Consider the following 21,599-nt stretch of genomic DNA (forward strand, 5'->3'; position numbering starts at 1 on the left):
GCCCCTTGCCTGAGGTAAGCTTTCAGTACAACGAGAGGGGATGACACTGATGGCCGGCGCAAAAAAGATATTTTTGGTGGAAGATGACAGCGATATTGCCTCACTTTTGCAGCTTAGCCTGAAGGATGAGGGATATGAAATTATCCATGAGGCGGATGGAACGCGCGCGCTTGAACAACTGGAAAAACATGTCTGGGATGCGGTTATCCTCGATTTGATGCTGCCGGGTGTCGATGGTCTGGAAATATGTCGTCGCATTCGTCAAATGAGTTTCTATTTACCCGTCATCATTATTAGCGCCCGCACCAGTGAAACTCACCGCGTTCTGGGGCTGGAGATGGGAGCCGATGATTATTTAGCCAAACCTTTCTCCGTACTGGAACTGATGGCCCGCGTGAAGGCGCTGTTTCGCCGTCAGGAGGCGATGAGTCAGAATCTACGTTTGGAAGCGGGGATCATTAGCGTCCATGGCGTGGAGATTGATCCCTTAGCCCGAGAAGTCCGCCAGCATGGCAAATCAATCGATTTGACGCCCCGTGAGTTCGATCTGCTCTATTTTTTCGCTCGTCATCCCGGCGAGGTTTTTTCGCGTCAGGCGCTGTTAGATCATGTGTGGGGCTACCAGCACGAAGGGTATGAGCATACGGTGAACAGTCATATTAATCGTCTGCGGACCAAGATTGAAAAAGATGCTGCTGAGCCGGAAATTATTCTCACCGTTTGGGGACGAGGTTATAAGCTTGCGGCGAATAACGCGGAGCATCAGTCATGATTTATCGACTGTCTTTAAGCCAGCGGCTGACCCTGGTATTTACCGCGATTATGTTGATTTGCGCGGTAGCCGTCAGCGTTGTCCAGCTACGTAATAGTCAAAAATATGGCGACGCCATGGTGCAAAGGCTGTCGCTGGAACTGGCGAGCAAGATTGTCAAAAGTGAGTCACTGATTGATACCCGCGGGCAGATCAATCGACAGACGTTAAAAGGACTGTTTAATCACCTGATGACGCTCAATCCAAGCGTCGAACTGTATCTGGTTTCACCAGCAGGTGACATACTCGCCGATGCCGCACCGCCCGGGCATATTCAGCGCCAGAAAATTACCGTGCAGCCGATTCAGGATTTTCTAAATTCGGATGCTTTGCCAGTGTATGGCGATGATCCGCGCAGCAATCAGCAGAAGGTCTTTAGTGCGGCGCCAGTGATGCTTAACGGCCAACTGCATGGTTATCTGTACATTATTCTCCAGGGCGAAAATCTGCATATGCTGGCAAATACCGCCTGGCAGAAAACGCTCTGGAACACGGTGGCAGGAACGTTAATTCTGGTTTTATTAGCCGGCGGAATTGCGGGCTTGCTGGTGTGGCGATGGGTGACGCATCCGGTAAAAAGGTTGACCGCGCAGGTGGTCAAAATGGAGCAGGACAGTATTAGCGTCATTAAGCAGTTGGCGCAGAAAAAGCCCGATCCGTCACCGGGGAATGAAATTGCGTTGTTGAACAATGCGTTTATAGAGCTGGCACAGCAAATTGCGCAGCAGTGGGATTTGTTAGCTGACAGCGATCGCCAGCGCAGAGAGTTTATTGCCAATATATCTCACGATTTACGCACACCGCTCACCTCGCTGCTGGGCTATCTGGAAATGTTGTCGCTGAAAGCCGACACGATAACGCCAGAGGAAAACAGGCATTATCTTAGTATCGCGTTGCGCCAGGGGCATAAGGTTCGCCATCTGTCACAACAACTGTTTGAGCTGGCGAGGCTGGAGCACGGCGGCATAAAACCTCAGCGCGAACGTTTTGCTATTGGCGAGTTGATCCAGGATGTGGCGCAGAAGTTTGATCTCCCTGTTGCCACACGCCATTTGCAGTTACACCTTGATGTGATGGGGCCGTTACCGCTGGTAAATGCCGATTTATCGATGATGGAAAGGGTGGTGACGAATTTGCTGGATAATGCTATCCGCCATACGCCTGACGGGGGGGATGTATGGCTAAAAATCTGGCGTGATGAAGACCGACTGGTAGCAGAAGTGCAGGACAGCGGCCCAGGCGTGGAAATGGGGGTACGCGAAGTGTTATTTCAGCGCCCAACCGCGTTAACTCCCCGTGAGCAGCGCGGCGGTCTGGGATTGCTGATTGTGCGAAGAATGCTTGAACTGCATGGCGGCGATATCAATCTGGTTAATTCAACGGCAGGCGCGTGCTTCCGCTTTTGGCTGCCGCTGACGGATTCGCCATACATAGGGTAAATGTTGGTAGGTTGTCAGTGATAATGAGAATTTTTATCATATATCGATAATTCATCATCTTATACTCGACAAGTGCAAGGAGATTGTATGTCACAGGATGTCGACAACCAGTATATCGCCCGGACCAAAGCCGTTGCTGGCTGTTTTTCTATGTTTTTGCTGATGTTTGGCCTCACGTTTACCCCGTTGTTTTTTCCCGCGAGCCAGGAGCTGCTCGCCAAAGGATTACTCTTCCCGCTGTTGTTTATGCTGGAATTTATCGTATTGGTTCCGCTGTATTATTTCTTCTTCAGAAAAAGAGAGGGGCTGGGCAAAGGGATCTTCAATGCCCGCTGGTTTGGCATTTTATTTGCGGCCCTGCTTTTTATTCAGCTTATCTTGCCGTGGTTGATAGGTCTCAGACAAACCGAAGCGTGGGTAACCAGCCAGATATCTTTAAACAACTACGCGCTGTGGTTATCCACTCTGACCCTGATATTTTTTGCGCCAGTTTATGAAGAAATTGTTTTCAGGGGCTGTTTATTCAACGCATTCCAGTATTGGTTCAATAATAAAACCTGGCTGTCGTCAGTCGTGGTATCGATCATTTTTGCCGTGATGCATACCCAGTATGTGGATCTGCGCACGCTGCTGATGCTGTTTCTTGTGTCGCAGGTTTTAATCCTTGCCAGACTGAAAAGCAATGGACTGCTGATGCCGATGACGCTGCATATCGTGATGAACGGGACGGTTATTGTCCTGCAAATGGCAGCGTCTTCATAAGTGATGATGCCCGAAGCCGGGCATCCTTGATTAAACGTGCAGACGATGGTGCAAACGCGCACCGACCAGCAACGCCAGCACCAGCATCAGGGCGATAAATCCGCCCACGCCGTTCCAGCCGTAGCTATGCCAGAACACACCGCCCAGCGTACCGGCAATACTGGAGCCCAGGTAATAGCTGAACAGATACAGGGAAGAGGCCTGGCCTTTAGCGCGTTTCGCCCGTGGCCCAATCCAACTGCTTGCCACGGAGTGCGCGGCAAAGAACCCGGCAGAAAAGAGCAGCATACCGGCGAAGATCAGCCATAGTGAGGTAAACAGGGTCATCAATAGCCCAAAAAGCATCACGCCGGTTGAAACGATCATCACCGGGCCGCGACCATAGCGGGTGGTCATGGAGCCTGCTTTCGGTGAACTCCAGGTCCCGGTCAGATATGCCACGGATAACAGGCCGACAACAGCCTGACTGAGTTCCCACGGAGAGAGCATCAGGCGATAGCCGATGTAATTAAACAGTGTGACAAACGACCCCATCAGCAAAAAACCTTCCGCAAACAGTAGCGGTAACCCCCTGTCGCGCCAGTGCAAACGGAAATTGATGAACAATGATTTAGGTCGCAGCGACGTGGGCCTGAAATGACGGGACTCTGGCAAAATTTTCCAGAACATCAGCGCGGAGGCGAGGGCAAAACAGCCGATCGCCGCCAGCGCGATACGCCAGTTGAAAAAGTCAGTGAATACGCCGCTGATCAAGCGACCACTCATACCGCCAATTGAGTTGCCACTGATATACAAGCCCATTGAGAAAGCCACAAAGCTGGGATGAATTTCCTCACTCAGATAGGTCATCCCCACCGCCGCCACGCCACTCAGCGACAGACCGATCAGCGCGCGCATGATTAAAATCCCGTGCCAGCTGGTCATCATTGTTGAAAGCAGCGTACAGCAGGAGGCGAGTAGCAGTGCCGTAACCATTACCGGCTTACGACCTATCGCATCGGAAAGTGGGCCAGTAAACAGTAAACCGATGGCCAGCATTGCCGTAGAGATGGAAAGCGAAATACTGCTGCTGGCAGGGGAAACCCCAAACTCGTGCGAGAGCACCGGCAGTATGGGCTGCACGCAATAGAGCAGGGCAAATGTCGCCAGCCCGGCAGAAAACAGCGCCAGCGTAACGCGCATAAAAGGGGATGTGCCGCGTTTGATAAAACCATCCGGCAGGGTAACGCTCTCGTCAATATCGCTTGCCGGCGCGGTATCGACCGTTGTTGTACGACTCACTTGGAATCCTTGCTTAATATTTTGCTACTACAGGACCAGCCTTAAGAGTATGAAAATCCCAATATTCTGTCTAATATATTAATAATCTCAAATAATATTTTAAAAATATGAATATCGAACTTCGTCATTTACGCTACTTCGTGGCGGTTGCGGAAGAGTTGCATTTTGGTCGGGCGGCAGCGCGGCTGAATATTTCGCAACCACCGTTAAGCCAGCAGATCCAAATCCTGGAACAACAGATTGGCGCCCGGTTATTGGCGCGAACTAACCGTAGCGTGGCCCTCACTGCCGCCGGAAAACAGTTTCTGGCGGACAGCCGACAGATCCTTAGCCTGGTTAATGAAGCCGCCGCCCGAGCAGAGCGTTTGCATCTCGGAGAAGCAGGGGAATTGCGTATCGGCTTTACGTCATCAGCGCCGTTTATCAAAGCGGTGTCAGATACGCTCTCCCTGTTTCGCCAGCGCTATCCTGTGGTGCATATGCAAACCCGCGAAATGAATACGCGCGAGCAAATTGCCCCACTTAACGAAGGCACTCTGGATCTGGGGCTTATGCGCAACACGCAACTCCCGGAAACGCTGGCGCGAGAGGTTATTCTGCATGAACCGCTGATGGCGATGATCCCACGAGCGCATCCGTTGGCGCAAAAGCCCGTAGTGACGCTGACTGAGCTGGCTAATGAGCCATTTGTCTTTTTTGACCCGCATGTGGGAACGGGGTTGTATGACGACATTTTGGGACTGATGCGTCGCTATGACCTCAAACCGACAATTACTCAGGAGGTAGGCGAGGCGATGACCATCATTGGGTTAGTGGCCGCGGGGTTGGGCGTTTCGATCCTGCCCGCTTCCTTTAAACGGGTGCAACTGTATGAAATGTGCTGGATCCCGATAGCGGAAGAAGATGCCGTCTCCGAAATGTGGTTAGTCTGGCCTAAGCATCATGAGCAAAGTCATGCCGCGCAACGTTTTCGTGAACAACTGCTGGCGGCGGTCCAGGCGATTAATTTAGTTTAAATATGGGTGAAAATGTGCAGTAAATCACAAGGCTAAGTAAAAAGTTGACGGAAGCCATTGAAGTGCTTCACCATAGCCCGCAGATTATTTCGGAGCGCGAAAATAAAGGGAGTAAGTGGTGGTTGCTGATAGTCAGCCTGGGCATATCGATCAAATTAAGCAGACCAATGCGGGCGCGGTCTATCGCCTGATTGATCAGCTGGGACCGGTATCGCGTATTGATCTCTCTCGCCTGGCACAATTGGCGCCTGCCAGTATTACCAAAATTGTCCGCGAAATGCTTGAAGCCCACCTGGTACAAGAGCTGGAAATCAAGGAAGCAGGGAGTCGTGGGCGTCCGGCCGTGGGGCTGGTTGTCGAAACCGAAGCCTGGCATTATCTATCCATTCGCATCAGTCGCGGCGAGATTTTTCTGGCGCTGCGCGATCTGAGCAGCAAGCTGGTGGTTGAGGATTGCCTGGAAATGGCGCTGGTCAGTGAAACACCTCTGCTGGAGCGTATCATTACCCAGGTCGATCAGTTTTTCATCCGCCACCAGCAAAAGCTGGAACGCTTGACCTCCATCGCCATCACGCTACCTGGCATAATCGATACCGAAAACGGCATCGTACATCGCATGCCGTTTTACGATGATGTCAAAGAGATGCCGTTGGGCGAAGCGCTCGAAAACCATACCGGCGTGCCGGTCTATATTCAGCATGATATCAGCGCCTGGACCATGGCGGAGGCGCTTTTTGGCGCGTCACGTGGCGCACGCGATGTCATTCAGGTCGTTATTGACCATAACGTCGGTGCAGGGGTGATAACCGACGGTCATTTACTGCATGCCGGGAGCAGTAGCCTGGTGGAAATTGGTCATACGCAGGTGGATCCTTACGGTAAACGCTGCTATTGCGGTAATCATGGCTGTCTGGAAACTATCGCCAGCGTCGACAGCGTGCTGGAACTGGCGCAGGTGCGGCTGAAGCAGTCAATGAGCTCTTCACTGCATGGACAACCGTTAACGGTAGACGCACTGTGTCTGGCGGCGATGCAGGGTGATTTATTGGCAAAAGATATCATTAGCGGCGTCGGGACCCACGTCGGACGCATCCTTGCCATCATGGTGAATTTGTTCAACCCGCAAAAGATATTGATTGGTTCTCCGCTCAGCAAAGCGGCTGATATTTTGTTTCCCACCATTGCTGACAGCATTCGTCAGCAGGCGCTCCCGGCGTATAGTCAGCATATTGTGGTCGAAAGTACACAGTTTACCAATCAGGGAACCATGGCGGGGGCCGCGCTCGTTAAGGACGCGATGTATAACGGTTCTTTGTTGATACGTCTATTACAGGGTTAACATTTTTTAACTGTTGTACGAAAAATTGCGCTATCTCAAGCTGATTCCGGTCGTCATACCTTAGACTTTCTCCACTGTTTTATTTTCCTGACTTATATTTTCAAAGCATAACGGTGGAGTTAGTGATGCTGAAGCGTTTCTTTATTACAGGTACAGACACTTCTGTTGGGAAGACCGTGGTTTCCCGCGCATTACTACAAGCGTTGGCGTCAGGGGGTAAAAGTGTCGCGGGCTACAAACCGGTAGCCAAAGGAAGTAAGGAGACACCTGAAGGTTTGCGCAACAAAGATGCGCTGGTGCTGCAAAGTGTTTCATCTATCGAACTGCCGTATGAGGCGGTCAACCCGATTGCGCTGAGCGAGGATGAAAGCAGCGTAGCGCATAGTGGTCCGGTCAATTACACCTTGCTATCCAACGGTCTCGCAAGCCTGAGCGAAAAAGTCGATCACGTTGTCGTGGAAGGTACCGGCGGCTGGCGGAGTCTGATGAACGATCTGCGCCCGCTATCTGAATGGGTGGTACAGGAACAAATGCCGGTGCTGATGGTGGTGGGTATCCAGGAAGGTTGTATTAATCATGCCATTCTTACCGCACAGGCGATCGCCAGCGATGGATTGCCGCTGCTGGGCTGGGTCGCAAACCGAATCAACCCAGGGCTGGCGCATTATGCGGAAATCATTGACGTGCTGAGCAAAAAATTACCTGCGCCGCTAATCGGCGAACTGCCGTATCTGCCTCGCGCAGAGCAGCGAGAGCTGTCACAGTATATCCGTCTGTCAATGCTTGGCAGCGTGCTGTCGGTAGATAGAGTCCTGGCGTAACGTTCTCGACAGCACTGACGCCACCACGCAGGCGATCAGTAATCCGGGGAGCAAGCGATACTCCCCGGTCATTTCACAAACCATCAATGTAGACATAATTGGCGCATGCGTGGTTGCTGCCAGTAGCGTGGCCATCCCCGTTAATCCCAGCAGAATGGCAATTTCATCCGGACCCGGAAGCCATAATCCCCACGTCCGTCCCAGCAGCATGCCGACAGACAGACCGACAAACAGAGTTGGCGTAAACACCCCGCCCGGCGCACCGGAGCCACTGCTGGCAAGCACCGCCAGTAATTTGCAGATAAAGATCCCGCTAACCACGGTCAATAGCGGTGGCGAGAGCAGATATGACTGCACCACGCTGTAGCCATTTCCCCAAACGGCAGGAGTGAGCAGCGACAACAGGCCAACGATCAACCCGCCAAGCGCCAGTTGCCACGGTGGCGAGAGTTTTAAGCGCAAAAAACCGTTATGGCTGGCGGTCATCAACCACATAAACAACGGACCGCAGACGCCGGCAACCAGACCTGTGCTGACTATCATGGCGTATTCCAGCACATGCAGTTCCCGTGTGAAGTGCACGGCATAGAGCAACGCATTGCTGTCGCTCAGTACATTGGTGGTCAGCAAGGCGACGACGGCGGATACCACCACCGGTCCCAGCGAGGCGAGGATCATCGTGCCAAACAGGACTTCAGCAATAAATAAACTGCCCGCCAGCGGGGCATGATACGCGCCGGCCATACCTGCTGCCGCTCCACAGGCGATCCATAATTTCCATTCGGCGCGCGGTGTGAAACGTTGAGCAAAGCTGGACGCGGTCAGCGCCGCCAGCAAAATCATGGCACCTTCACGCCCGATAGCACTGCCGCTGGCGACAACCAGTAACGATGCCAGTGACTTTACCAGGCTGGCGCTGACGTCGAATTGACCGTCCGTTTGCAGGGCTTCCATGTAATCTGTGGGAGCCTGTGGTCGTAAACGGTTGAATTTTTGCCAACCCCAGAGCAGTAAGCCTGCTGCCAGGCCGCCCAGCGCGGGCGTCAGCATGCGTCTTAACGGAGAAAGATTTGTCGCCGCATTGACCAGACTGCCCGTGTCGTTACTCAGGAACAACCATTCAAGAAGGAACATGGCATGGCGAAAGCCTGCGACGGCCAACGCGGCAAGGATACCAATCAGCGCGGCGATCAGCAGGCGGCGAAACATAGCGCGCAGGTCAGGATAAGCATGTAAATGGTGCATGAGTGGCCAGACAGGGAAATTCAGAGGCTTTATTTTGCGGCTATTTGGCAACAGAAGCAAAAGCTCAGCGTGCGCAACGGTATTATGCAGGCAGGATACTTCCTGCCTGTGGCGACATTAACGAAACAACGGCTTATCGGCTACTGGAATTAATAATTGCGATCGCCACTTTGCCAGTGTCAGGCGCGCCAGTTCAGCCAGAGCCTGGTAGAACGGGTGGTTCGCATGTTCGATAAACACGTCAAGGAAACGCGTTGACCACGGTAGCATATGCCAGGCTAACAACTGTTCGCACTCGGTGTGGCGTCCGTTTTCAGCAAGCCAGGCCGTCAGTAACAGCAGCGCGCCAAAGTGATCTTCCGGTTCATTTTGCTGCACGGCAAACTGGATCCCGTTGTCACGCATCCACTGACGTAATGCCAGCGTGGAATCGCCAAACAAGACATTTTCACGATCCAGCCAGACGGAACCCCAGGGCGGAGAAGGTAGCGCGTAAGGGCCGACAAACAGTCGCTGCCAGGCTTGCGGGAGCGGCTCATCGGCCTCGGTCTGCAGTAGTTCAGCCAGCGCAGAAAGGGCCGTGGGTTCAAGCGGCCACTGCGCCTGCCAGCCATCGGTTTTTAGCGCACTGACCAGCGCAGAAGCTTCTGTACTGTCTGGCGCATAGTAGAACAGCGCACCCAATACGCGCGCCGCGGTAGAGAAGTTGTCACGTTGTGAAAAATGGGTCATGCAAACAATCCTGAAAAGTGCGGGTTGCCCCGCACCCGAGTATTAACCTGCAACAGCCATTCCGACTGTCATATGTAAGCCATAAAACAAACCGCGGCCAATAATTTCACCGGCAAGCACGAAAATTAAACCCAGCGCCAATCCGCCGACAGCCGGTTCTTTGCGACGAATTAGCGGGCATATCCAGCAACCCAGCCCCGCAGCCAGCATCACGATGCGCCAGACCTGTAAGCTTGCGTAGTCGGGAACCAGAGCGCTGGCGTGTTGTACCGAACTGTGAATTTCGCTGAGCGATACGCCCTGCAAAACGATAATGGCCACACTCACCAGTAGGGCAAGTATGCTGATTCCGGCGAATCTGGCGGCGTTAAACGACACGCTTGCAGCGCGTAGCAGCAGGGCGGCAAACAGCGGGCCACTCAGCAACATCGTCATGAAAAACGCCAGCGTAGTATAGCCATTATACCAGGTCGGAACGGTGTCTATCTGGTAGACGTTAGTCATCGCCAGAACAAAAACCAGACCAAGCAACATGCTGAGCAGCAGCCAGATTTTACCTAACAAAGCCGGCATTTTACCGAGAAACGCCACCAGCCACCACAGGCCACCAACAGCGAAAAACAGCGAACCGCTGGCGATTTCGTTACTGAGCGCCGATGCGCCGATTCTGTTCAGCGAGTTAAACGCGCGTAGCGGTGAACCTAAATGCATTATTGAGGCGAGAAAGGCGATGCCCATTACCAGCCACAGAAAAAACATACTGCGCACGATACGTTGTTTTGCCACATCGTCTTTGGTGGTTAACCAGCCATACCCACTCACGATCAGCGCCCCGGCCACACATTGACCCAGCACCGTAAACAGGACCAGCGGCCATTCATGCCATCCATTTCCCATTTTACACCTCCTTCGGATTAGCCAGAAAACCCGTGGTATCCCCGGTCGGGCGGCTATTGGCATTGGGTTTAATCACAATACTCGGCCTGGTAAAATGCGCGCCCGGTAACGGGGCAACCGCCGCCAGCTCACCATGTTTTTTGCGCAGCTCATCAAGCGGACCAAAGTCCAGCGCGCGTAGCGGACAGGACTCGACGCAGACAGGCTTTTTGCCGTCGGCGACGCGATCATGACAGCCATCGCACTTGGTCATATGACCTTTAGCTGCATTGTACTGCGGCGCGCCGTATGGGCAGGCCATGTGGCAGTAGCGGCAGCCGATGCATACGTCTTCATCCACCACGACAAAACCATCTTCGCGTTTATGCATAGCCCCACTAGGACAAACCTTGGTGCAGGCTGGATCCTCGCAGTGGTTACAGGAGATGGAGAGATAGTAGGCAAAAACGTTCTGATGCCAGACGCCGTTATCCTCCTGCCAGTCACCGCCCGCGTATTCATAAATCCGTCGAAAGCTCACCTCAGGCGTGAGATCTTTGTAGTCTTTGCAGGCCAGTTCGCAGGTTTTGCACCCGGTGCAACGACTGGAATCAATAAAAAATCCATACTGAGTTGCCATGGGCTAGTCCTTAAACCTTCTCGATCTCGACCAGGTTAGTGTGCTGTGGGTTGCCTTTTGCCAGCGGTGAAGGGCGCTGGGTTGTCAGCGTATTGACGCAGGCGCCATGGTCAATTTTATCGCCAGCCATATCGGCATCGTGCCATGCGCCCTGACCCATTGCGCTTACGCCGGGCAGGATCCGCGGCGTCACTTTGGCCGGGATACGCACTTCACCACGATCGTTAAAGACCCGCACCACATCGCCGTTTCTGATTCCCCGCTTTTGGGCATCGACGGGGTTGATCCATATTTCCTGGCGGCAGGATGCCTGGAGAACATCAATATTCCCGTAGCTGGAGTGGGTGCGGGATTTGTAGTGGAAACCAAACAACTGCAGCGGGAATGAACTGCGTTTTGGATCGTCCCATCCTTCAAACGTTGAGGCGTAAATGGGAAGTGGGCTTATCACCTCATCCTTTTGCAACTCCCAGGAGTTGGCAATTTTCGCCAGTCGGCTGGAGTAGATTTCAATCTTGCCAGAGGGGGTTTTGAGCGGGTTGGCCTGCGGATCGTCGCGGAATTTTTTGTAGGCGACAAAGTGTCCGTTGGGATCTTTGCGTTTATAGATCCCCATTTTCTTCAGCTCGTCATAAGAAGGGAGCGCGGGGTCTTTAGCCAGCATTTTTGCATACAGATACTGGAGCCACTGTTCCTGGGTACGGCCTTCAGTAAAACGTTGGTAGATATCGTCGCCAAGACGTTTCGCTACTTCGCTCATTATCCAGTAGATCGGTTTACGTTCGAACTTAGGCGACGTCGCGGGTTGAATAAAAATGAGGTACCCCATGTTGCCCGCGTAGTCGTTGGGAATAATATCCTCCTGTTCGACGGTCATTAAATCAGGCAGCAGAATATCTGCATATTTGGCCGAAGATGTCATGAAGTTTTCGATGACCACTATCATTTCGCATTTCGTCTCGTCCTGAAGGATCTCATGCGTTTTATTGATATCTGAGTGCTGGTTGGTGATGGTGTTGCCCGCATAGTTCCAGATAAATTTTATCGGCACGTCGAGCTTATCTTTCCCACGAACGCCATCGCGGGTAGCGGTCATTTCCGGGCCCCGGACGATGGCGTCGGTCCAGCTAAAGCAGGATATCTGAGTCTTGATGGGATTCTCAGGCAGTGGCATGCGCTCAATCGTGATGGTGTAGGTTGATTCTCGTGCGCCGCTATTGCCGCCGTTGATGCCGACGTTGCCGGTCAGAATAGGCAACATGGCGATCGCGCGTGAGGTTAGTTCACCGTTAGCCTGACGTTGAGGACCCCAACCCTGGCAAATATACGCCGGTTTAGTGCTGCCGATTTCCCTTGCCAGTTTGATTATGCGCTCGGCTGGGATCCCGGTGATGTGCGAGGCCCATTGTGGCGTTTTGGCGATACCGTCATCACCGTTGCCAAGAATATAAGCTTTGTAATGCCCGTTAACGGGGGCATCGGCGGGCAGGGTTTTCTCGTCATAACCGACGCAATATTTGTCGAGAAACGCCTGATCGACAAGATCTTCGTTAATCATGACCCAGGCGATTCCCGCTACGAGTGCAGCGTCGGTGCCCGGACGAATAGGGATCCACTCATCCTCTCGACCCGCTGCAGTATCGGTATAGCGGGGGTCAATGACGATCATCCGGGCGTTAGAGCGCTCCCGGGCTTGCTCCAGAAAGTAAGTTATGCCGCCGCCGCTCATGCGCGTTTCGGCAGGGTTATTGCCGAACATCACCACCAGTTTCGTGTTTTCGATGTCTGAGGTACTGTTGCCTTCGTTTGAGCCATAGGTATAAGGCATTGCCGCCGCGATTTGCGCGGTGCTATAGGTACCGTAATGGCTCAGGAATCCGCCATAGCAGTTCATCAGGCGAGCGACCAGTGAGGCATAAGGGGAGGAGCGTGTAATGTTGCCGCCGACAATGCCAGAGGTGTAGTTGATATACACGGCTTCATTACCGTATTTCTGTACGGTATTTTTCAAACTGGCGCTGATAGTATCCAGGGCTTCCTGCCAGGTTATGCGCTCAAATTTACCTTCACCGCGCTTACCCACGCGTTTCATTGGATAGTTGAGGCGATCCGGATGATTAATTCGGCGACGGATAGAACGACCACGCAAACAGGCGCGAACCTGGTGCTGACCATAAATATCATCCCCGGTCGTATCGGATTCTACCCATACGACCTCATCGTCTTTGACATGAAGTTGCAGGGCACAACGGCTTCCGCAGTTCACGGAACAAGCCCCCCAAACGACTTTTTCTTCTGCTGGTTGTAATGCTTGTTGTACCGCAGCCGCTGCGGAGCGCATTCCGAAAGGTAATGAGAGTCCGCCTGCGGCAAGCGCCAGCGAACCAATAGCCGAGGATTTCACTAACGTCCTGCGGCTGATGCCTCCATATTGCTCAGTTTCAGACATAACTCCCTCCATTATAGTTATCGCTATATATTAATTTCTATAACGAAATTAATAGCATGCTAATAATGGAGTGAGTTTACCCACTTATAGGCATGTCGCCTTAATGCATATCAAAGGGGAGCGACCCTCCGCGAGCGGAGGGCACTATTTATTTTATTGCGGCTCGGCAGCATGCCCGTCCTGAGCTGGCGTGCTATTGGCGGGGGCGTTGCCACTGTTGGTCCGGGTATAGAGAATCTTATGCGTATCGTTTGCACAATGCCCCACTACCAGTGAATCAGGTTGATCGGCCTGATCGTTGGGGACGATACTCAGCGTAAAGCTGGATTCCGCTACGCCATTATTTATGATGCGCTGTTCAATATCGCTCTTAACGCGTTCGCAGGACGCTGGCGCCGCCAGAACTTGCGGGGAGGCAGCTGCCAGTAAGATTGCGGCAATTCCTGTTATGTATTTCATCATCAGCTCCTTTTATGATCGACATGAACTAAGAGTAGCATTTCTGGTGTAAATAACTGTATTTGCTAATATGATTGAGAATTATCTTCTTATCCAGGTGAAAAATGTGAAGAAACAGACCCTGTTAGTTTTCCTGTGCGCCGTACTGGTCGGGTGTGATAACGCCAAAGGGCTGGTTTCTTTTACGCCGGAAATGGCCAGTTTTTCCAATGAATTTGATTTCGATCCGCTGCGTGGACCAGTGAAAGATTTCAGTCAGACGCTTCTAAATGATAAAGGTGAAGTTTCCAAGCGCGTTGTCGGTACGCTCTCGCAGGAAGGGTGTTTCGATACGCTTGAACTGCACGATATCGAAAACAATACCGGCATGGCGCTGGTTCTGGATGCCAACTACTATCGCGATGCCGAAACGCTGGAAAAAAAGATCCGCTTGCAGGGTAAATGCCAGCTAGCGGAACTGCCTGCTGCCGGTGTGGTGTGGGATACCGACGATAACGGCTTTGTCGTTTCCGCCACAGGAAAAGAGATGAAAGTCCAGTACCGCTATGACGCAGAAGGCTACCCGCTGGGTAAAACTACTGTCAGTAAAGACAATACCTTACAGGTTGATGCCAAACCGTCGGTTGATCCGCTGAAGAAGCTGGATTACACGGCGGTGAGTATGCTGAACAATCATCCATTGGGTAATGTCAGGCAAACGTGTAAGTACGATAACTACGCCAACCCGGTCAACTGCCAGCTGGTTATCGTCGACGAAAGCGTGAAGCCAGCAGTTGAACATCATTATTCGATTGAAAACACCATCGATTACTACTAGTCGCCTTTACTGAGCGGTAGGTTGTAGCAGGTTAGGACCTGACGTTTTGTGTTCCGCCAAATACTGCTGCTGGAAAATACACATACGGATGGTGTTGCGGTACTGGCCGTTGATAAAGAATTCATGAATCAATTCACCTTCCACCATAAAGCCGAGTTTACGGTAGATGTGGATGGCTTTTTCGTTCTCTTTATCGACGATCAGATACAGCTTATATAAGTTGAGGACGGTAAAACCATAATCCATCGCCAGCTTTGCCGCCCGCGAAGCCAGACCTTTACCCTGATATTCAGGCGAAATAATAATCTGGAATTCAGCCCGGCGGTGGACGTGGTTAATCTCTACCAGCTCCACCAGCCCGGCTTTTTCACCTTCGCATTCCACCACGAAGCGACGTTCGCTTTGGTCGTGAATATGCTTGTCGTACAGGTCTGACAGCTCAACAAACGCTTCGTAAGGCTCTTCGAACCAGTAACGCATAACGCTGGCGTTGTTATCAAGCTGGTGGACAAAACGTAAATCTTCACGCTCCAGCGGGCGCAGCTTAACACTGAGGGCGCTAGTCATATTGTATCCTTGCAATATCCTTTAGGGTGCATAGTCATTATGGTGCAACGGTACGGCCAGTACGACGGTCGAGGCAGCGCAGGGTGTTAGGTTCCCAGTAGGCGTTAATATTGGCGCTCTGTTCGCACTTATCACGGCTATCAAAGGCCGCGTCGGCTTTGTCCCACTCTTTCTCAGTACGCTTGTTCACTTTCTGACGTAACTGGCGCGTATCGTTCCATTGTTCCTTTTCCATGGCGGCCTGTTGACGGCTTTGCGCACTGTCCCCGGATTCAATGACCAGTTTACTGGTTTCAGCAAATGCTGAAGAGGTGTACACAGCCGCCGCAAGCGTCAGCATAGCCGTCAGACACAGACGTTTGGTCAGTGTAATATTCATGGCGAATTCCTTTTATCAGAAAGGGAAAAACGATAAAACAGGGTTAAATTCTACACTATTCCTGCTTCAGGGCATACCCACTGAGCGGATATGGATACGTTGGCGATATTCTGTCGTATCATGGTTAAACCGAAGATAACTGAATAACGTCAATGCTGAAGACTACCTTTCTCTTTTTCGTCACTGCCTTATGCGAAATCATCGGCTGTTTTTTACCCTGGCTGTGGCTTAAACGAGGCGCGACGGCGTGGTTGTTGGTACCCGCCGGAGTGTCTCTGGCCTTATTCGTCTGGCTGTTGACGCTGCATCCGGCCGCGAGTGGGCGAGTTTACGCGGCCTATGGCGGCGTTTATGTTGTCACTGCGCTGCTATGGCTGCGCTTTGTCGATGGCGTAAAACTCAGCCTGTATGACTGGTCTGGTGCGCTGGTGGCCTTGTGCGGGATGCTGATTATTGTGGCTGGATGGGGGCGCGCATAGCGCCTTTTTTGTGATCAACGAGGGCTTTTTCGATCTTTATACTTGTATGGTAGTAGCTCAGTTGAGTAAATTTCCTGCATCACAAGAACAGATGTAAGGAATAAAAAATGAAGATTGTCGGGGCTGAAGTTTTTGTCACCTGCCCGGGGCGTAATTTTGTTACGTTAAAAATAACGACAGAAGACGGGATCACCGGGCTGGGAGATGCCACCTTAAATGGCCGCGAGTTATCCGTGGCGTCCTATCTGAAAGATCATGTCTGTCCGCAACTTATCGGACGCGACGCGCATCGAATCGAAGACATCTGGCAGTTTTTCTATAAAGGTGCGTACTGGCGTCGGGGGCCGGTCACCATTTCGGCGATTTCCGCAGTGGATATGGCATTGTGGGATATCAAAGCGAAAGCGGCGAACATGCCGTTGTATCAGTTGCTCGGCGGCGCATCGCGTGAAGGGGTCATGGTTTACTGCCACACCACAGGGCATACCGTAGATGATGTGCTGGAGGATTACGCGCGACATAAAGAGATGGGCTTTAAAGCGATTCGCGTACAGTGCGGCGTACCGGGCATGAAAACCACTTACGGTATGTCTAAAGGCAAAGGTTTGGCCTACGAACCCGCGACCAAAGGGCAGTGGCCGGAAGAGCAGCTGTGGTCTACAGAGAAATACCTCGATTTCACGCCGAAACTGTTTGCCGCCGTTCGCGATAAATTTGGTTTTAACGAACATCTGCTACATGACATGCACCATCGCCTGACGCCGATTGAAGCCGCCCGGTTTGGCAAAAGCATTGAACAATATCGTCTGTTCTGGATGGAAGATCCCACACCAGCCGAAAACCAGGAGTGTTTCCGCCTGATCCGCCAGCATACGGTCACGCCGATTGCAGTAGGGGAAGTCTTCAATAGCATCTGGGATTGCAAACAACTGATCGAAGAACAGTTGATCGACTATATCCGCACCACCATTACCCATGCGGGCGGTATTACCGGTATGCGCCGTATTGCCGATTTTGCCTCGTTGTATCAGGTACGCACGGGGTCACATGGACCTTCCGATCTGTCACCCGTATGCATGGCCGCAGCACTGCATTTTGATCTGTGGGTGCCGAACTTCGGCGTTCAGGAATATATGGGGTATTCCGAGCAAATGCTGGAAGTGTTCCCGCATAACTGGACTTTTGATAACGGCTACATGCACCCGGGCGATAAGCCAGGCCTTGGTATCGAGTTTGACGAAAAACTGGCCGCGAAATATCCGTATGACCCGGCATATCTGCCTGTCGCTCGCCTGGAAGATGGTACGTTGTGGAACTGGTAAGGAGTGATTTGCTATGAAAAGTGTTGTGATTGAAAAACCAAATACGCTGGTCATTGCCGAACGGCCCGTTCCAGAGCCAGCAGCGGGAGAGGTCAGGGTGAAGGTAAAACTGGCGGGAATTTGTGGTTCCGATAGCCATATTTACCGCGGGCATAATCCATTTGCGCAATATCCTCGCGTTATCGGCCACGAATTTTTTGGCGTGATCGATGAGGTAGGTGAAGGTGTCGATCGTTCGCGACTAGGTGAGCGAGTGTCCGTTGATCCCGTTATCAGTTGCGGGCATTGCTATCCCTGTTCGATAGGTAAACCCAACGTTTGCACATCGCTGGTGGTGCTGGGTGTTCATCGCGATGGTGGTTTTAGCGAGTACGCCGTGGTGCCGGCAAAAAATGCCTGGCCGATCCCCGATGCCGTTCCGGATGAACATGCCGTCATGGTCGAGCCTTTTACCATCGCCGCGAACGTAACCGGGCAAATTAAACCCACAGAAAATGATATTGCGCTGATTTATGGCGCAGGGCCTATGGGGCTGACCACCGTACAGGCGCTTAAACGTGTCTATAAGGTAAAAACGGTGGTGATTGCCGACAGAATCGAAGAACGCCTGAGTATGGCGAAACGGTGCGGTGCTGACTGGGTAATAAATAACGGTCAGCAATCTTTGCACGATTTCCTGGCGGAAAAAGAGCTTAAGCCGACGCTCATCGTAGATGCGGCCTGTCATCCATCCATTTTACAGGAGGCTATTACGCTGGCATCGCCAGCCGCGCGAATTGTTCTGATGGGCTTCTCCAGCGAACCTTGTCAGATTGTTCAGCAGGGTATTACCGGGAAAGAACTTTCAATTTATTCCTCAAGATTAAATGCCAATAAATTCCCGGTTGTTATTGATTGGTTGGTTAACGGACTTATTAACCCTAATCAACTTATTACCCATACTTTTGACTATCACCACGTTACAGACGCAATTGAATTGTTTGAGAAAGATCAGCAGCACTGCTGCAAAGTTTTACTCACATTCACTGAATAATATAAATAACTGCGAGTAAGTGGTACGCATCTTACCTCTAAGAGATAGCCAATATGAATCAAGAAAAACACGAAAGATCCACCACAGATCTGGTCAGAGCCGCCGTATCCGGATGGTTAGGTACTGCGCTCGAATTTATGGATTTTCAGTTATATTCTTTGGGTGCCGCACTGGTATTCCATGAGATATTTTTCCCGGAACAATCTGCGGCGATGGCTCTCATTTTAGCAATGGGAACCTACGGCGCAGGATATATTGCTCGTATCGTCGGGGCATTTATATTTGGCAAGATGGGGGACAGCATCGGGCGTAAAAAGGTGTTGTTTATCACGATTACAATGATGGGGATTTGTACAACATTAATCGGCGTGCTGCCAACGTATGCGCAAATTGGTATCTTTGCGCCCATACTGCTGGTGACGCTGCGTATTGTGCAAGGACTTGGCGCGGGGGCTGAGATCTCCGGGGCGGGTACTATGCTTGCCGAGTATGCGCCGAAAGGAAAACGTGGGATTATTTCCTCACTTGTCGCCATGGGTACCAACTGTGGGACCCTTAGCGCAACGGCCATCTGGGCGGTGATGTTCTTTGCTCTTGACCGTGAAGAATTATTAGCCTGGGGATGGCGCATTCCGTTCCTGGCCAGTGTTGTGGTGATGATCTTTGCCATCTGGTTACGTATGAATCTCAAAGAAAGTCCGGTATTTGAGAAAGTGAATAATGAGGAAAATGCGCCTGCATTAAACAATTCGTCGGAAAATACGCTGGGCGCGATGTTTACCAGTAAATCCTTCTGGCTGGCCACCGGTTTACGTTTTGGACAGGCGGGAAACTCAGGATTAATCCAGACATTCCTCGCCGGTTATTTAGTGCAGACTTTGTTGTTTGATAAATCAATTCCCACTGATGCATTAATGATTAGCTCGGTACTGGGATTTATTACCATACCGCTGCTCGGTTGGTTGTCTGATAAATTTGGCCGTCGATTGCCATATATTATCCTCAATATCTCAGCCATTATTTTGGCTTACCCGATGTTGTCTATTGTAGTGGATAAAACGTATAGCCCTGGCGTTATCATGTCAGCATTGATTGTTATTCATAACTTTGCTGTGTTGGGATTATTTGCTCTCGAAAATATCACCATGGCTGAAATATTTGGTGCTCGCAATCGGTTTACGCGAATGGCGATTTCAAAAGAGGCGGGCGGATTGGTAGCCGTTGGTTTTGGGCCGGTTCTGGCCGGCATTTTCTGCAACATGACCAATTCCTGGTGGCCAATTCTGGCGATGGTTATTGCCTACTCACTGATCGGTCTGGTGTCCGCGTTGTTGATGCCGGAGGTCAAAGACCGCGATCTGAGCGTGCTTGAGGATGCCGCTGAAGTGAGTCAGACGGATAAAGTTCGTTGCTCAGCGACCCAGGTAAGCTAAGACCTGGCTGTAGCATGGACGGGGCGGTCATGCTCCGTTCATGCTATTACACAGCTTTAAATGATGTCATACCAATCATAAAAAGCTTAATGCAAATCAAAACATACAACCCTGCAGGCGTTACTCTGAGACAGTCCTGATTTCATTGATAAGTAGGTCATACCATGCAAAACAAGCTGTTAGCGGCAAAGGCTGCGCTTCCTGACTACGATCGTACTACTCTGATCCCGCGTATTGTTCACCTGGGATTTGGCGCGTTTCATCGCGCACATCAGGGTGTTTATGCTGACATCCTGGCTGCAGAACACGGCAGTGAATGGGGCTATTGCGAAGTGAATCTGATCGGCGGTGAGCAGCAGATTGCCGATCTGAAACAGCAAGATAATTTGTATACCGTTGCGGAGATGTCTGCGGATGCGTGGACTGCCAGAGTCGTTGGTGTGGTGAAAAACGCGCTGCATGCGCAGGTAGATGGTCTGGAAAGCGTACTGGCTGCGATGTGTGAACCGCAGGTGGCGATCGTTTCTCTCACCATCACCGAGAAAGGATATTGCCACTCTCCGGCGACGGGTCAACTGATGTTAGACAACCCCATGATTGCCGCCGATCTGCAAAATCCAAAACAACCAAAAACTGCGCCAGGCGTGGTGGTTGAAGCCCTGGCGCGTCGCAAAGCTGCGGGATTAGCCGCATTTACCGTGATGTCCTGCGACAACATGCCTGAAAACGGCCACGTTATGCGCAATGTCGTCACCGCGTATGCCCGGGCGGTAGATGCTGAACTGGCTGCCTGGATCGAACAGCATGTGACGTTCCCCTCTACAATGGTGGACCGCATTGTTCCTGCGGTTACTCCGGATACGCTGGACAAAATTGAACACATCACCGGGGTACGCGACCCGGCAGGCGTAGCCTGTGAACCGTTCCGTCAGTGGGTAATTGAAGATAACTTTGTCGCCGGTCGTCCGGCATGGGAAAAGGCCGGGGCGGAGCTGGTATCGGATGTGATTCCGTTTGAAGAGATGAAACTGCGTATGCTCAACGGCAGTCACTCTTTCCTTGCCTATCTTGGTTATCTGGCGGGTTATCAGCATATCAACGACTGCATGGAGGATGAAAATTATCGTCTTGCCGCGCGAGCGTTGATGTTGCAGGAACAGGCGCCGACGCTGAAAGTGAAAGGGGTGGATCTGCAACACTATGCCGATCTGCTCATTGAGCGCTACAGCAACCCGGCACTGCGTCACCGTACCTGGCAGATTGCGATGGACGGCAGCCAAAAACTGCCGCAGCGTATGCTCGATTCAATTCGTTGGCACATTGCGCATGGCAACCATTTTGCGCTGCTGGGACTGGGCGTAGCCGCCTGGATGCGCTATGTCGGCGGTGTGGATGAACACGGTCAGGCGATTGAAATCAGCGATCCGCTGTTGCCAGTGATCCAGACTGCGGTCCGCAGTAGTCACGAGGGGGAAGCGCGCGTTCAGGCGTTACTGGCGATTGATGCCATTTTTGGTCGCGAATTACCACAGGTAGAACTGTTCAAAAACCAGGTCACAGAAGCCTATCTTACTCTACTGGCTGAAGGGGCAAAGGCAACGGTTGCGAAGTATGCTGCAAAACTGAAGTAACCAGGGGCATCATTTATGTCGCCATCTGGCTTTAAACGGGCCAGATGGCGCAGTGTTTTCTGGCATTC

Annotated in this window: 21 protein-coding genes; 12 read left to right on the forward strand and 9 right to left on the reverse strand. The window is 51.8% G+C overall.

The window, feature by feature from the left end:
• Window positions 1–49: 49 nt before the first annotated feature.
• From FDW97_RS21010 to FDW97_RS21020, 3 genes are all read left to right on the forward strand, one after another.
• The gene (locus tag FDW97_RS21010; protein ID WP_069324171.1) at window positions 50–772 is read left to right on the forward strand and encodes a response regulator transcription factor; all 723 of its coding nucleotides are present in this window, start codon (window positions 50–52) and stop codon (window positions 770–772) included.
• Window positions 769–2,250, forward strand: a complete 1,482-nt coding sequence (locus FDW97_RS21015; protein WP_087856376.1) for a HAMP domain-containing sensor histidine kinase — start codon at window positions 769–771, stop codon at window positions 2,248–2,250. Before FDW97_RS21010 ends, FDW97_RS21015 begins: the two co-directional genes overlap by 4 nt.
• Before the next feature lie 87 nt (window positions 2,251–2,337).
• Window positions 2,338–3,012, forward strand: a complete 675-nt coding sequence (locus FDW97_RS21020; RefSeq protein ID WP_042308544.1) for a CPBP family intramembrane glutamic endopeptidase — start codon at window positions 2,338–2,340, stop codon at window positions 3,010–3,012.
• 30 nt (window positions 3,013–3,042) lie between these two features.
• Here the strand turns inward: FDW97_RS21020 and FDW97_RS21025 are convergent, their stop codons facing one another.
• On the reverse strand, window positions 3,043–4,293 hold the full coding sequence (locus tag FDW97_RS21025; protein ID WP_038640493.1) for an MFS transporter: 1,251 nt from the start codon (window positions 4,291–4,293) through the stop codon (window positions 3,043–3,045).
• A gap of 107 nt (window positions 4,294–4,400) precedes the next feature.
• Here FDW97_RS21025 and FDW97_RS21030 point away from each other — a divergent pair, with 107 nt between their 5' ends.
• From FDW97_RS21030 to bioD, 3 genes are all read left to right on the forward strand, one after another.
• Window positions 4,401–5,309 carry a LysR family transcriptional regulator gene (locus tag FDW97_RS21030; protein ID WP_038640495.1) on the forward strand — a complete coding sequence of 303 codons (909 nt, stop codon included), beginning with the start codon at window positions 4,401–4,403 and terminating at the stop codon, window positions 5,307–5,309.
• 118 nt (window positions 5,310–5,427) lie between these two features.
• Window positions 5,428–6,648, forward strand: coding sequence for a sugar metabolism global transcriptional regulator Mlc (gene mlc, locus FDW97_RS21035; RefSeq protein ID WP_069324168.1), 1,221 nt, complete (start codon window positions 5,428–5,430; stop codon window positions 6,646–6,648).
• Between the two features lie 125 nt (window positions 6,649–6,773).
• The gene (bioD, locus tag FDW97_RS21040; RefSeq protein ID WP_121529033.1) at window positions 6,774–7,469 is read left to right on the forward strand and encodes a dethiobiotin synthase; all 696 of its coding nucleotides are present in this window, start codon (window positions 6,774–6,776) and stop codon (window positions 7,467–7,469) included.
• Here bioD and clcB read toward each other — a convergent pair.
• The 6 genes from clcB to FDW97_RS21070 form a co-directional block, all read right to left on the reverse strand.
• A complete protein-coding gene (clcB, locus tag FDW97_RS21045) occupies window positions 7,425–8,714 on the reverse strand; it encodes a voltage-gated ClC-type chloride channel ClcB (RefSeq protein ID WP_137351572.1) in 1,290 nt (429 codons plus the stop codon). The two genes, bioD and clcB, sit on opposite strands and share 45 nt — an antisense overlap.
• 117 nt (window positions 8,715–8,831) lie before the next feature.
• Window positions 8,832–9,446: a Tat proofreading chaperone DmsD gene (gene dmsD, locus FDW97_RS21050; RefSeq protein ID WP_087856378.1), complete on the reverse strand. Its 615-nt coding sequence runs from the start codon at window positions 9,444–9,446 to the stop codon at window positions 8,832–8,834.
• A gap of 42 nt (window positions 9,447–9,488) precedes the next feature.
• Entirely contained in the window at window positions 9,489–10,343 is an 855-nt protein-coding gene (locus tag FDW97_RS21055) for a dimethyl sulfoxide reductase anchor subunit family protein (RefSeq protein WP_137347254.1), read from the reverse strand.
• Window position 10,344: 1 nt separating this feature from the next.
• A complete protein-coding gene (locus FDW97_RS21060; protein ID WP_137351573.1) occupies window positions 10,345–10,962 on the reverse strand; it encodes a DMSO/selenate family reductase complex B subunit in 618 nt (205 codons plus the stop codon).
• A 10-nt stretch (window positions 10,963–10,972) separates the two neighbouring features.
• The gene (ynfE, locus tag FDW97_RS21065; RefSeq protein ID WP_137351574.1) at window positions 10,973–13,411 is read right to left on the reverse strand and encodes a selenate/tellurate reductase subunit YnfE; all 2,439 of its coding nucleotides are present in this window, start codon (window positions 13,409–13,411) and stop codon (window positions 10,973–10,975) included.
• A 153-nt stretch (window positions 13,412–13,564) separates the two neighbouring features.
• The gene (locus tag FDW97_RS21070) at window positions 13,565–13,873 is read right to left on the reverse strand and encodes a DUF1161 domain-containing protein (protein ID WP_087856380.1); all 309 of its coding nucleotides are present in this window, start codon (window positions 13,871–13,873) and stop codon (window positions 13,565–13,567) included.
• Between the two features lie 103 nt (window positions 13,874–13,976).
• On the opposite strand from FDW97_RS21070, the gene FDW97_RS21075 reads away from it, so the two are divergent.
• A complete protein-coding gene (locus tag FDW97_RS21075) occupies window positions 13,977–14,687 on the forward strand; it encodes a YnfC family lipoprotein (RefSeq protein ID WP_038643159.1) in 711 nt (236 codons plus the stop codon).
• 6 nt (window positions 14,688–14,693) lie between these two features.
• On the opposite strand, the gene speG is transcribed toward FDW97_RS21075, so the two are convergent.
• Both speG and FDW97_RS21085 read right to left on the reverse strand, forming a co-directional pair.
• Window positions 14,694–15,254 carry a spermidine N1-acetyltransferase gene (gene speG, locus FDW97_RS21080; protein WP_038640513.1) on the reverse strand — a complete coding sequence of 187 codons (561 nt, stop codon included), beginning with the start codon at window positions 15,252–15,254 and terminating at the stop codon, window positions 14,694–14,696.
• 37 nt (window positions 15,255–15,291) lie between these two features.
• Window positions 15,292–15,633: a DUF1283 family protein gene (locus tag FDW97_RS21085; protein WP_038640515.1), complete on the reverse strand. Its 342-nt coding sequence runs from the start codon at window positions 15,631–15,633 to the stop codon at window positions 15,292–15,294.
• Between the two features lie 152 nt (window positions 15,634–15,785).
• Between FDW97_RS21085 and FDW97_RS21090 the strand changes: the two genes are divergently transcribed.
• The 5 genes from FDW97_RS21090 to FDW97_RS21110 all read left to right on the forward strand — a co-directional run bounded on the left by FDW97_RS21090 (window position 15,786) and on the right by FDW97_RS21110 (window position 21,531).
• On the forward strand, window positions 15,786–16,112 hold the full coding sequence (locus FDW97_RS21090) for a YnfA family protein (protein WP_038640517.1): 327 nt from the start codon (window positions 15,786–15,788) through the stop codon (window positions 16,110–16,112).
• Between the two features lie 107 nt (window positions 16,113–16,219).
• Window positions 16,220–17,434 carry a starvation-sensing protein RspA gene (rspA, locus tag FDW97_RS21095; RefSeq protein ID WP_137351575.1) on the forward strand — a complete coding sequence of 405 codons (1,215 nt, stop codon included), beginning with the start codon at window positions 16,220–16,222 and terminating at the stop codon, window positions 17,432–17,434.
• Between the two features lie 13 nt (window positions 17,435–17,447).
• On the forward strand, window positions 17,448–18,467 hold the full coding sequence (locus FDW97_RS21100; protein ID WP_137351576.1) for a Zn-dependent oxidoreductase: 1,020 nt from the start codon (window positions 17,448–17,450) through the stop codon (window positions 18,465–18,467).
• 53 nt (window positions 18,468–18,520) lie between these two features.
• Window positions 18,521–19,900 (forward strand): MFS transporter, encoded by a 1,380-nt coding sequence (locus FDW97_RS21105; RefSeq protein ID WP_137347259.1) that lies wholly within the window; start codon window positions 18,521–18,523, stop codon window positions 19,898–19,900.
• A gap of 164 nt (window positions 19,901–20,064) precedes the next feature.
• Entirely contained in the window at window positions 20,065–21,531 is a 1,467-nt protein-coding gene (locus FDW97_RS21110) for a mannitol dehydrogenase family protein (RefSeq protein ID WP_137351577.1), read from the forward strand.
• Window positions 21,532–21,599: the final 68 nt, after the last annotated feature.

This window comes from Citrobacter sp. wls708 (assembly GCF_005281255.1).
GTDB lineage: Bacteria > Pseudomonadota > Gammaproteobacteria > Enterobacterales > Enterobacteriaceae > Citrobacter > Citrobacter werkmanii.